At 34.9% G+C, this 11,974-nt stretch carries 11 protein-coding genes; 9 read left to right on the top strand and 2 right to left on the bottom strand.

Annotated elements, in window-relative coordinates; genetic code table 11:
- Nucleotides 1-214: 214 nt before the first annotated feature.
- From QZ143_RS08380 to QZ143_RS08350, 7 genes are all read left to right on the top strand, one after another.
- Entirely contained in the window at nucleotides 215-2,347 is a 2,133-nt protein-coding gene (locus QZ143_RS08380; protein WP_292883120.1) for an ABC transporter permease, read from the top strand.
- A 259-nt stretch (nucleotides 2,348-2,606) separates the two neighbouring features.
- Complete coding sequence (locus QZ143_RS08375) at nucleotides 2,607-3,458, top strand: hypothetical protein (protein WP_292883117.1); 852 nt, start codon at nucleotides 2,607-2,609, stop codon at nucleotides 3,456-3,458.
- Nucleotides 3,430-4,854 (top strand): ABC transporter permease, encoded by a 1,425-nt coding sequence (locus QZ143_RS08370; protein WP_342765212.1) that lies wholly within the window; start codon nucleotides 3,430-3,432, stop codon nucleotides 4,852-4,854. The genes QZ143_RS08375 and QZ143_RS08370 overlap by 29 nt, the downstream gene beginning before the upstream one ends.
- 61 nt (nucleotides 4,855-4,915) lie before the next feature.
- On the top strand, nucleotides 4,916-5,335 hold the full coding sequence (locus tag QZ143_RS08365) for a C-GCAxxG-C-C family protein (RefSeq protein WP_292883114.1): 420 nt from the start codon (nucleotides 4,916-4,918) through the stop codon (nucleotides 5,333-5,335).
- 30 nt (nucleotides 5,336-5,365) lie between these two features.
- The gene (locus tag QZ143_RS08360) at nucleotides 5,366-5,830 is read left to right on the top strand and encodes a DUF2124 domain-containing protein (RefSeq protein ID WP_292883111.1); all 465 of its coding nucleotides are present in this window, start codon (nucleotides 5,366-5,368) and stop codon (nucleotides 5,828-5,830) included.
- Nucleotides 5,831-5,935: 105 nt separating this feature from the next.
- A complete protein-coding gene (locus QZ143_RS08355; protein ID WP_292883108.1) occupies nucleotides 5,936-6,310 on the top strand; it encodes a metalloregulator ArsR/SmtB family transcription factor in 375 nt (124 codons plus the stop codon).
- Between the two features lie 18 nt (nucleotides 6,311-6,328).
- Complete coding sequence (locus tag QZ143_RS08350) at nucleotides 6,329-8,632, top strand: cation-translocating P-type ATPase (protein ID WP_292883105.1); 2,304 nt, start codon at nucleotides 6,329-6,331, stop codon at nucleotides 8,630-8,632.
- An 80-nt stretch (nucleotides 8,633-8,712) separates the two neighbouring features.
- Here QZ143_RS08350 and QZ143_RS08345 read toward each other — a convergent pair whose 3' ends face one another.
- Nucleotides 8,713-9,201 carry a hypothetical protein gene (locus QZ143_RS08345; RefSeq protein ID WP_292883102.1) on the bottom strand — a complete coding sequence of 163 codons (489 nt, stop codon included), beginning with the start codon at nucleotides 9,199-9,201 and terminating at the stop codon, nucleotides 8,713-8,715.
- A gap of 275 nt (nucleotides 9,202-9,476) precedes the next feature.
- Here QZ143_RS08345 and QZ143_RS08340 point away from each other — a divergent pair, with 275 nt between their 5' ends.
- Entirely contained in the window at nucleotides 9,477-9,788 is a 312-nt protein-coding gene (locus tag QZ143_RS08340; protein WP_292883099.1) for a hypothetical protein, read from the top strand.
- Nucleotides 9,789-9,928: 140 nt separating this feature from the next.
- Nucleotides 9,929-11,299 (top strand): MATE family efflux transporter, encoded by a 1,371-nt coding sequence (locus QZ143_RS08335; RefSeq protein WP_292883096.1) that lies wholly within the window; start codon nucleotides 9,929-9,931, stop codon nucleotides 11,297-11,299.
- Here the strand turns inward: QZ143_RS08335 and QZ143_RS08330 are convergent.
- Nucleotides 11,296-11,910 carry an ATP-binding cassette domain-containing protein gene (locus QZ143_RS08330; RefSeq protein ID WP_292883093.1) on the bottom strand — a complete coding sequence of 205 codons (615 nt, stop codon included), beginning with the start codon at nucleotides 11,908-11,910 and terminating at the stop codon, nucleotides 11,296-11,298. The genes QZ143_RS08335 and QZ143_RS08330 overlap by 4 nt on opposite strands.
- Nucleotides 11,911-11,974 lie beyond the last annotated feature (64 nt).

Here is an 11,974-nt window from a genome sequence, read left to right as displayed (position 1 = left end):
GAACATGCCGCCACTGCGGACACATAAACAAAGAGTTAAAAGTCAAAACACGCAACTGGAAATGTCCAAAATGCGGAAAAATACTTGATAGGGACACAAACGCAGCAATTAATATTCTAAACCGCTGGTTCAACGGGGATAGCCTGAAATAATACTTAAATTAACCATATTAAGTGAAAAAAATTCAGGAATCCTCACCCTCTTTTAGGGTGGGGTGGTTCAAGAAGACACTAACCTTGCTGACGGTTGGATTTATTCAATGGACATAAACGATTTGTTCCTGTATCAGGTTGATATCCTGGGTCCCACTACTCAAATGGAAAGGCAGTATGTCGTAGATTCGGTGGCGGATTTTGACAACGATCCTGATATTACATTGCACTTTGTAGAAAACAACACCATATCAAAATTCTATCTGGTTGAAGGTGAAAAGTTAGATATAAATGATTCTGATGGTGTATGGCTTGATAAAAGCTTTGCAGATGCAAAAGGCCTTAAAGTGGGAGACAACATAACTTTTGAGTTTGAAAACTATAAAATGGAAAAGGAAATTAGGGGAATAGGATACTCTCCGGAATACGTTTATCATGCATCTTCATCTTCTGTAATACCTGACTTCAACAAAATAGGTTTTGCTTATCTTTCAAATAAGGCATTTCCTGGGGACAATATTTCATATAATGTCTTGAATGTCAAGTTTGAGGGAAATCCCGAAACATATGCAGATTTGCTGTCATATCATATGGATGGATATTACAGTTCCTTTGTTGAAAGGTCTGAACACAGCAGTGTAAGCCAGTTTTCAGAGGAAATGGATCAGCACAAAATGATGGGCGATATTTTCCCTGTTGTATTTATTCTAATTGCAATGCTGATTCTTTTAACAACAATGACAAGAATAATCACACATCAAAGAACTCAAATAGGAATTCTAAAGGCCAGCGGATTTAAAAATTTCTCAATAATCTTGCATTATGTATCCTATGGGTTCTGGCTGGTTTTAATAGGTTCGATTCTGGGTCTGATTTTAGGGCCGATGATATTGCCTCAGCTGTTTTACCCGTCAATGAGCGCTACATATAAGTTGCCTAGTTGGAATCCTGCATGGAGCATGAATTTTGTATATGTTGCTGCGGCGATGGTTCTGATGTCTCTTGCAGTTTCATTCTATTCTGTAAAAAGCATCTCATCCGAAAAGCCTGCAGATACAATAAGGCCTAAGATTCCTAAAGTGTCAACTTCAGGATTTGTTGAAAGATGGGGTTTGTGGAAAAGGCTGTCATTCAATGTTCGCTGGAACTATCGTGATGCAAAAAGAAATAAGTTCAGGGCATTGATGACAATAGTTGGTGTTATAGGATGCAGTGCGCTTCTGGTATGTGCATTCGGAATGTATGATGGAATGAATGACTTGAAGGAATGGGAATACAATCAGATTAATCATTATGATTCAAAATTGGTGATTGAAGAAAACGCAACAGATTCTCAAATCGATGATGTGGCAAGTGATGTCAACGGAGACAAGCTGATGGAATCAGCCATTGAAATCGAGTCGGATTCGGCTAAAAAGTCAGGTTCGCTTCTGGTATTGAATCATACAGATTTGGTAACTCCGACAGACTATGATTGGAATAAGGTGGACATCAAAGACGATGAAATATCCATTTCTCATAAAATGGCAGATATGCTGGGAGTTGGAGTAGGTGATAAGGTCAAATGGCATATCATGGGTTCGGATAAGTGGGTCAATACAACAATAGACAAGATTCATGCAGATCCGATTTCACAGGGATTCATAATGTCTGCAGATAAATTGGAAGATATTGATTTAAATTACACTCCAACAAGCATTGTAACTGAAAAGCATGTCAATGAAAGCTATGGTGGTGTCAAGGCTGCTAATTCCATGAGTGACATGACTGGCAGTTGGGACGAACTGACAGAGTCAATGTGGCTCTTGATATACATTTTGATATTCTTTGCTTCTCTTTTGGCGGTTATAGTGTTGTACAATCTGGGATTATTGTCATTTACAGAAATCGAACGTGAAATAGCTACTCTAAAAGTATTGGGTTTTAAGACAAGTGCTTTAAGAAAACTGCTTTTGACACAAAACCTGTGGTTTACTGCTATTGGATTCATATTGGGCTTGCCTGTTGGTTATGCCATTTTGGCAATAATGTGGGAATCATCAGGGGATTCATTCTATATATTGCCCTCAATATCCCTTACAAACCTCCTCCTGACAGCAGTCATAACCTTTGCATTGTCCATTATTGTCAATCTGATGTTTTCACGCAAAATTAAAAAATTGGACATGGTGGAATCACTTAAAAGCGGCGAATAGGTTAAATGTCTGTTCACGCTTTTGGTGAAAATCACTTTTGTGAGTTAATCAACTCATCTTCCACTTTTTCATATATATCTTTATTTTACATTTTTTCGTGTTTGTTGATTTGTTGATGTTAATGTCTTTTTGTGTTTATAATTGTGTTGTTTCAGTTACAATATATTATTTTAATTGATGCATTTGTTAATTAAATGAAAGATTTTTTTGACTGAGAATATATAAAATTATAAATCTAATTTTCAACAAACATTGTTTTATGTCACTTTTTCGAAAAATGCTAAGGGATTTTAAAATCAATAAGACACAATTTATTGCAATATTTCTCATGGCATTTATAGGTATCTTCGCTTACTGTGGAATATATGCAGAGTATTATGGGCTGGAACAGACTTCCGCAGATTATTATGCTCAAACCAACCTTGCTGACGGTTGGGTTTATAATGATACTGTTGATGATTCTTCAGTTGATAAGATAAGCGAATTTACAACTCAAACAGACAGACAGGCAGTCGTTCAATCACAGGCAAATGTGGTAAATAAACCTGATATGACGCTGCATTTTGTAGAAAACGGAACGATTTCTAAATTTTATTCGGTTGAAGGTGACGACTTTAATGCTTCTGATGATTCTGGAGTGTGGTTGGATAAACGTTTTGCGGATGCAAGGGATTTGCATGTTGGGGATAAAATATCTTTCGAATTCGACAACCAGACTGTTAAAAAAGAAATTAGGGGAATTGGATATTCTCCGGAATATGTCTATGAAACATCTCCGGCATCATTGACTCCTGACTTTTCACAAATGGGTTTTGCATATTTATCTGCCAATGCATATCCTGAAGACTTGGAATATGACAGATTGCTTGTCAAATACGATTCCTCGGATGATGATTTCATTGAAAAATTGGATGATTCTTCTGATTATTTGTCATTTACCAAAAAGGACGATCAGCTTAGTGTATCCAAATTTTCAGATGAGATGGTTCAACACAAAATGATTGGTGATGTTTTTCCGGTTGTGTTCATTTTGGTAACCTTTTTGACACTTTTGACAACAATGAATAGGATAAAGAACTCAAATTGGAGTTTTAAAGGCAGTTGGCTTTAAAGACAATACTATAATCCTGCATTATTTGTCATATTCGTTCTTCCCAGTTTTGGCAGGTTCAATTTTGGGACTTGTAACTGGACCTGTGATAATTCCTCAGATGTTTTATCCGTCAATGCAGACCAATTACAGTATGCCTAGCTGGAATCCTGGATTTGACATGAGTTTTGTATATATTGCAGCGATGATGGTTATATTGTCTCTTTTTGTAACATACCTTTCATGCAGAAGAATTTCAAAAGAAAATCCTGCAAATACCATGAGGCCAAAAGCCCCTAATATGTCTTCAAAAGGTTTACTTGAAAAATCAAATCTTTGGAATAGATTAAGTTTCAATTTCAGATGGAATTGGAGGGATGCAAGGGTCAACAAATTCAGGGCATTCATGACAATAGTTGGGGTGATGGGTTGTGTTGCCCTATTGATTGCGGCATTTGGAATGAATGACAGTATGAAAGAGTTGAAGTCTTGGGAATATGATGACATCAGTCATTATGAGTCAAAACTGCAAATTTCCAACAATGCAAACCCTATGGAATTGTATTATGCTTTAAATGAAAGCAATGGTAGTTTTATAATGCAGCAGTCTATCGAAATTAAAACGAATGATTCGGAAGACACGGTAGCATTGCTGGTTTCAAACAACACGGATTTGATCTCATACACTGACAGCGATAGAAATTCGATAGATATTGATGAGGGTGATGTTTCAATATCCAAAAAGCTTTCCAAAAAGTTCAATTTGAGTATTGGGGACAGTATCAGATGGCATATTGTGGGAAGTGATGATTGGGTTAGCTCAAAAATAGATCAAATCCATGCAGAACCAATTTCACAGGGTCTTATAATGTCTCCGGACACTTTGGAGGACCAGGGTCTTAATTTCACACCGACCAGCATTTTGACAGACCAAAAGTATGGTGAAAATATAGATTCAATCAAATCGGTTACAACCCTTGATGATTTAAAGGAAAGTTGGGACCAGATGACTAATGCTGTTATGATGATGGTTTATGTTATAACAATTGTAGCGGTGGTACTGGCCTTTTTGGTTTTATATAACTTGGGAATATTGTCATTTACTGAAATGGAGTGGGAAATTGCAACATTAAAGGTTTTGGGATTCAAGACAAACTTCTTAAGAAAGATATTGCTGACCCAGAACATTATCTTTACATCAATAGGATTTATTCTTGGAATTCCTCTTGGATTCTACTTCATGACTTTGATGATGAATGCTGCAGGAGATTCCTTGTATTATATTCCGACATTGACATGGGGAAATATTTTATTATCTGCTTTAATAACATTTTCATTGTCTATAGCTGTTAATACATTGTTTTCAGATAAAATTAATGATTTGGACATGGTTGAAGCACTTAAGGATGTTGATTAATTTAAATTCCATTGTTTTTACTTATTAACATTAATAAATGATGTAGTTTAAATAATTAAATATGAATTCAATTGAAGAGTCAGTTCAACTATTTGAACAGGGATATGTGTGTTCTCAGGCGGTTTTTGCTGCATTTTGTCAGGATTTTGGCCTTGAAAAGGATATGGCTTTAAAGATTGGGGCTTGTTTTGGAAGCGGTATGCGCAAAGGTGAAGTTTGTGGAGCATGCACTGGAGCGCTCATGGCTTTGGGATTGAAATATGGTGATGACAAGTCCAAAAGCAATGAGGCATGCGAAAGATTTTTGGATGAATTTGAAAATAAAAATGGGTCATATATCTGCCGTGATTTGCTTGGATGTGACATTCGCACTGAAGAAGGTGTGGAATATGCAGTAAAGCATAATCTTTTCAAAGAATTATGTCCAAAAATGGTTGAATCAGCTTCGATAATTCTTGATGAAATGCTGGCTGATGATTAAAGCGATTATGAATAGTGATTGGGTGAAAATATGGAAGATGCATATGAGTGGAAAGGATTGAATGGACAATTGGTAACATTTAAAAAAGAGGTTGGTGATGCTCAAAAGATTACTTTTGTTGGGTCTCCGGGAGTTTGCACACCTTTTGCAGAATTTTTAGCATATTCTGTAAGGGACAAGGAAACATGTTTTATTCCATTGCTTGATATTGATGAGTGTCATGAATTTGAAAATAAATCCTATGCTATGGTTTTAAAGGATGAATTATATGACCCCCATAACTCAGATGTTGTTGTACTGTTAGGTGGCCTTAGCATGCCGAAATATGATGTCGACACTAATGAACTGATGGTTTTAGTCAATGAAATCTTAAAAGATGATGGAAAGCTAATGGGAGTCTGCTTCATGAACATGTTTGAAAAGGCAGGCTGGTTGGAAAAAATAGATTTTGATTGTGTTGTTGATGGGACATTGGTTGGGGTTGTGAAAAAATAACTTCACCATTATTTTTTTAAGATTAACATATCACAATATCATGATATGACAACATTTAAATACATCAACATTTCATAATATCATTATATAATATATGTGATGGAAATGAAAAAAAATAATCTTGAAAACAAGAATGACGATGTATGTGAGGTATTTGACTCTCATGATGATGTTGTTGAACGTGTTAAGGAACGAATACCGGATGAAAATGAATTTGCTGAGCTTTCTGAATTCTTTAAGATATTCGGAAATCCGACAAGATTAAAAATTATTTCCCTGCTAAGTATAGAAGATTTGTGTGTATGTGATATTTGTGAAGCGCTTGATTTAAATCAAACAACCGTTTCAAATCAATTAAGAATATTGCGTGCAAACAATATCGTTAAATATCAAAAAGAAGGTAAAATGGCAAGATATTCTCTCACAGACCTTCATATTGAAATGATATATAAAGTGGGATTGGAACATATATTAGAATAATTTTTAATTGGTGATAATATGGTGGAAAATAGATGTTATGATTCTGATTGTGCTGATGAAAATTGTCGCAATCCCGAACATTACAATCACATCTGCTTTGATTCGGAATGTAATGAAGTGAAATGTGAAAATCCTGATCATTATGATCAACAGTTATTGAGAAAATATCAGGAAAATACTGATTTGAGCGTACATGATCACAGTGAAAAAATTGATTATGATGAAGATGTGGATATAAGTCTTTGTGGTTGTCCTGATTGCGCGGACGATGATGATGACCATCATGACCATGACCACGAGCATGAACATCACCATCATGACCATGACCATCATGACCATGGCCATGGCGATGAAGATGCTGATATAAGTCTTTGTGGTTGTCCTGATTGTGCGGATGATGACGACGATGACGATGATGAAGGAGAATTGCTGGCTGAAGGAAAACCTTTGATAGCCAATAGGCCAATTCAAATAATAGTTGCCAGTGGATTATTATTTGTTTTAGGCCATGTTTTCGAATTGTTGTCATTTGACACTACAATAATAACTGCCACTTATATGCTTGGCGCAATAATTGCAGGTTATGAAATAGCTATTTTAGCTTATAAATCATTAGTCAAAAAGCACACAATAGGTCCTGCAATGTTGATGTGTATTGCTTGTGTTGCATCATTTATTATAGGCCATCCCGAAGAGGGTGCTGCAGTAACATTCCTGTATTATATTGCAGAATTTTTAGAAGATTATTCTGAATTTAGGGCTAGACGCTCAATCAAATCATTGGTAGAAATAGCCCCTGATACTGCCAGATTAAAAGTAGGAGATAAAGAAGAGATTAAAAATGTTGATGAAATAGACATAGGTGACATTGTTATTGTAAAACCTGGTGATAAGGTTCCTTTGGATGGGGAAATTGTATTTGGTTCTTCATCAATCAACCAGGCTTCAATTACTGGTGAAAGTGTTCCGGTTTTAAAAAATGTTGGTGATGAAGTCTTTTCAGGTACAGTTAATGAAGATGGGTATCTTGAAGTCAAAGTAACCACTGCCGCAAAGGATTCCATGATTTCAAAAATAGTTACTTTGGTAAAAAGATCCCAGCTCAACAGGTCTGAAACCGAAACATTGGTTGAAAAGGTGGCTAAATATTACACTCCAGTCATGATGGTTGCCGCTATCTGTGTTGCATTGATTCCACCATTGGTATTAGGTCAAAACTTAACTGATTGGGTTTATAAAGCTCTTTCACTATTGGTAATCTCATGTCCTTGTGCATTCTTGATTTCAACACCGGTCGGAATGGTATCTGCCATTACTTCAGCTACAAGAAATGGAGTAATCATTAAGGGAAGTACTTATGTTGAAGAAATGCGTAATGTTCAAGCAGTAATCTTTGATAAAACAGGTACATTGACAGAAGGAAAACTTAAATTAAGTGATGTTAGAGTATTGGATGAAAGTTATTCGGAAGAGGATCTTGTTAAGATTGCAGCTTCTTTGGAATTCCAGTCTTCCCACCCAATTGCTCAGGCTGTTGTAAATTATGCAAATGAAGAAAACATTATTTTTGATACAGTTGATGAGTTTAAGAATGTTCCAGGTAAAGGAATAGTTGCAAATATTAATGGAGAACAGTATTATGCTGCAAATGAATCATTAATTGAAGGAAGTTCATTTGATATTTCAAAAGATGAGATTAACGTGTATTGCGAAGGTAAAACAGTAATATTTGTTGGAAATGCCCAGAATGTTATTGGTATCATAACAGTGTCTGATAAAATTCGGGACAATGCTCCGGAAGTTATTGCTGATTTGAAAGATCAAGGCGTAAAAACCGTAATGCTTACAGGTGACAATAAGCTTGCAGCAAAAAACGTAGCATCAGAAATTGGAATTGACTATGTATATGCTAATTTGCTTCCGCAGGACAAGTTAAACCTTTTGGATACAATCAGAAATAAATTTGGGGATGTGGCCATGGTTGGAGATGGTATCAACGATGCACCTGCTTTGGCACGTGCAAATATTGGTATTGCTATGGGTGCAGCAGGATCCGACGTGGCTATCGAAACAGCAGATGTTGCTTTAATGCAGGATGATATCTCAAAACTCCCATATCTATTTTCATTAAGCCGTAAAACAATGGGTATTATCAAGCAGAACATCACACTAGCAATTACAATTAAATTATTGTGTGCAGTTCTTGCGATTGTGGGAATTATAACATTGATGATGTCTGTTGGTGTTGGAGATTTAGGTTTAACATTGCTTGTTATTCTAAACTCATTTAGAATTGGAATGGTGAAAGATCCACTATTCTAATTTTCTTTTTTTAAAGATGTAAAAAATATGATTTTTAGATTGAATTATCTAAAAATCTTTTTTTTAAGTTTTCAATAAAATCAGTTGAATTTAATGGAGTTTGCCATGGAATCCATCAGACTATGGTTGTCGCACTGAACTAAAATGTATTGTGTAGCATTACCTGCAATCGCCATATCATGATATTCAATATCTCCATAAGTGTTTTCATCTCCAAAGTGTATAACTGTGGCATTATTTATATCGTTAATGCTTACGGATGAACTATTTTTGGCCATATCCTTATAATACTTAATCAATTCGTCTTTTGCGTTATTTTTTGTTTGGAAATATGCAACATTAATTTTTTTATCATCGTCCTTGTAAGATTTTGATAATGTTATATTGTCAGTGGCATTGCCGTCTGTTTTTTCAAAGTTTATATCTTTTGGAACATCCATTTTGAAATAGGAATCAAAATCATATTCTTTTAAATTATTATTGTCAATAGCAAATCCAGCATTTGCAGTTAATAGCATGGCTATTGCTATTATTCCAATGAACAGTATGTTTTTTCTATCGAATTTCATAAATTTATTTTATTGAAAAAAATATTTAAATTTTTTTCAAGTGGTTTTGATTATTTTCAATAAAAAAATAATTGTAAATTAAGAATGGTACGGTCTGATTTAGATTATTATCTTTTAAAACAATTAATAAAATAGTTATAAATATTAATATAAAATTTCAATTCATTTAATATAAAATTAGAACAATTGTGAATTTGTGTATTGATCTCGTTTTGAGGTCAAAAATAATAAACTACATATATTTAGGAATGCCTAAATATTAATTAGGTGATATAATGGTTAAAAGAGAAATTTTTGATTTTGCAAATCAACATAAAAGCGCACTTATTTTTGCAGCAGGTTTTGCTACTGCAGTCGTTGGTAAAAAGATATTGGAGTCAAAAGTTGTAAAAGACACTGCTACTGATTGTGTTGCAGGGGTAATGGCATTAAAACAGGATGCCGAAGATAGGGTTTCAGAAATAAAAGAGGATGCTGAAGCACAACTTGAAGAAGAAGATGATGAAAAAAAATTAATTGAAGTAGAAGATGAGGAAGAGGAAAAACCTAAAAAATCTTCTAAAAAATCCAAAAAATCTAAAAAATAATTCTTAAATGTGGTGGCCATGTTGGGTGGGGGGATTGTGCCTCTTTTAAAAACATGGCATTCATTGATTTTTGTGTGGCTTTTTTATACAAAAATCTCAAATAACTAATTTTATATCTGAATAAATTTTAATATTAACTTATGTTAAGTAATGATTCATCAGATAATGTTGACATAATGCTTCAAAATCCAAAAAAAGCATTAATTAAAATGTCAATGCCCCTTATTGTTTCATTGCTTATCTCTAGTTTCTATAATCTGATTGATGCTGCATGGGTTTCAGGTCTGGGCGCTGATGCCCTTGCAGGAGTGGGATTTTTCACACCAGTATTCATGGTTCTGGTCGGTTTTGGAAATGGTCTTGGTGCAGGTGCCGCTTTTGCAATTTCAAAATATTTGGGCGAAGAAAATAAGACTAAAGCGGATAATGCATCAATGCATTCAATATTTTTGGATATCATAGTATCCATAATCTTAACAATAATTCTGTTGCTTTTATTAAATCCGATACTGAATTCAATGGGTGCAGGTTCAACAATTGACTATGCAGCCGATTATGGGAATATTATTTTAATAGGTTCAATTTTTATCATCCTTTCAAATGCATTGTATGGTATTTTCAGAGGCGAGGGAGATACAACACGTCCAATGTATGCAATGGTTGCATCTGCCATTTTGAATATGATTTTGGACCCTATATTTATTTACACGTTGAATATGGGCGTTAAAGGTGCGGCTATCGCTACAATTATCTCATCAATAGTTGTAATCTTGATTTTATTGTATTGGTTTTATGTTAAAAAGGATACATTCTTAAAGCCTTATTTGATTAATTTCAAGTTTAAAGTGGATATTTCAAAAGATATTGTCAAGGTTGGAATTCCTGCAAGTATTCAGCTTTTAAACAACGCATTTTTTGCAGCCGTATTTTCCGCACTTTTGGCATATGTGGGATCAACCGATTCAGTAGCGGTTTATTCAACAGGATGGAGAATTGTCACAATAGGAACAACACCTCTTTTAGCTATTGGGACGGCTTTGATTTCTGTCATTGCGGCCAATTATGGGGCTCAAAATTATAAGAATATTCAGATTGCTCATAGGTATGCAATGAAGGTTTCAATTGTAATTGCATTAATTGTAGCTGTTTTAACCAATGTATTTGCAGGAGATATTGCTCATGTCTTTGCATCAAGTGGCAGCAGTGTCAGAATAGCTTCAGAACTTACAAGCTTTCTATCATGGATAGTGATATATTATCCGACAATGGCTGTAGGTGTTGCTTCAACTTATGTTTTCCAGGGAATTGGAAAAGGATTGACTGCAATGTTTCAAACAATCATGAGGGAAACAGGTTTCACAATACTTTTTGCAGTTTTATTTGGTGTCATTTTAGGTTATGGTGTATGGGGGGCTTGGATGGGTATCGTTTTGGGTGAAATAGTCTCAAACAATATTACAATGGTCTGGGCTGACTGGCAGATAAAAAAATTAATGGATATTAATGGTTAGATGCCATTAATATCTTTCAAATAGATTACTTCATCACAGATTCTATCGACCAAAGGCATATCATGACTTACAAGCAGCATTCCCATATTTCTGTTTTTAACAATTTCAATAACTGATGTCAGGATTTGCACTTGTGTTATCGCATCAAGCATGGTGGTCATTTCATCTGCGATTATGAATTTTGTTTTTGGATTCAGGGCCCTTAAAACGGAAAATCTCTGTAGCTCTCCTCCGGATAGTTCCTGCGGAAACCTTGTAAGCCATGATTTCTGAATACCGAATTCAGATAATAGATTGTCATCAGGCATCCATGATTCATCCAATACTTCCTTCATTTTCCATTTTGGATTCATTACTTTTTCAGGGTGCTGATATATTAATTGAACTGGACAGAATTCCTTTTTGGGCAGTTTTTGACCATCCAATGTAACGTTGCCTTCGAATTTATTAACATATCCTGATAGAATTTTGCACAATGTGGACTTTCCGCTTCCGCTGTCTCCAACCAAACCTGTGATTTTGGTGTTGTCGAGACTGATGTTAATATCCTTTAAGATGTATTCTTTTGATGAAGGGTATTTAAATGAGATGTTTGTTGCTTTTAGTTCCATTTTTATGCACCTTCTTCGTATTTGAAGCATCGGATTTTTTTGTTTCCGAGGTCGATGAGTTGTG

This window comes from Methanobrevibacter sp. UBA188, assembly GCF_905234905.1.
Classification (GTDB): Archaea; Methanobacteriota; Methanobacteria; order Methanobacteriales; family Methanobacteriaceae; genus Methanocatella.
Note: the sequence above shows the minus strand (reverse complement) of the source record. Positions and strands in the feature narration are given on the sequence as shown.

Bases quoted from the DNA above. Each gene is read 5' to 3' on its own strand.
- QZ143_RS08375 (WP_292883117.1), top strand. From the start codon at position 2,607: ATGTCACTTTTTCGAAAAATGCTAAGGGATTTTAAAATCAATAAGACA.
- QZ143_RS08365 (WP_292883114.1), top strand. From the start codon at position 4,916: ATGAATTCAATTGAAGAGTCAGTTCAACTATTTGAACAGGGATATGTG.
- QZ143_RS08360 (WP_292883111.1), top strand. From the start codon at position 5,366: ATGGAAGATGCATATGAGTGGAAAGGATTGAATGGACAATTGGTAACA.
- QZ143_RS08355 (WP_292883108.1), top strand. From the start codon at position 5,936: ATGAAAAAAAATAATCTTGAAAACAAGAATGACGATGTATGTGAGGTA.
- QZ143_RS08350 (WP_292883105.1), top strand. From the start codon at position 6,329: ATGGTGGAAAATAGATGTTATGATTCTGATTGTGCTGATGAAAATTGT.
- QZ143_RS08345 (WP_292883102.1), bottom strand. From the start codon at position 9,201: ATGAAATTCGATAGAAAAAACATACTGTTCATTGGAATAATAGCAATA.
- QZ143_RS08340 (WP_292883099.1), top strand. From the start codon at position 9,477: ATGGTTAAAAGAGAAATTTTTGATTTTGCAAATCAACATAAAAGCGCA.
- QZ143_RS08335 (WP_292883096.1), top strand. From the start codon at position 9,929: ATGTTAAGTAATGATTCATCAGATAATGTTGACATAATGCTTCAAAAT.
- QZ143_RS08330 (WP_292883093.1), bottom strand. From the start codon at position 11,910: ATGGAACTAAAAGCAACAAACATCTCATTTAAATACCCTTCATCAAAA.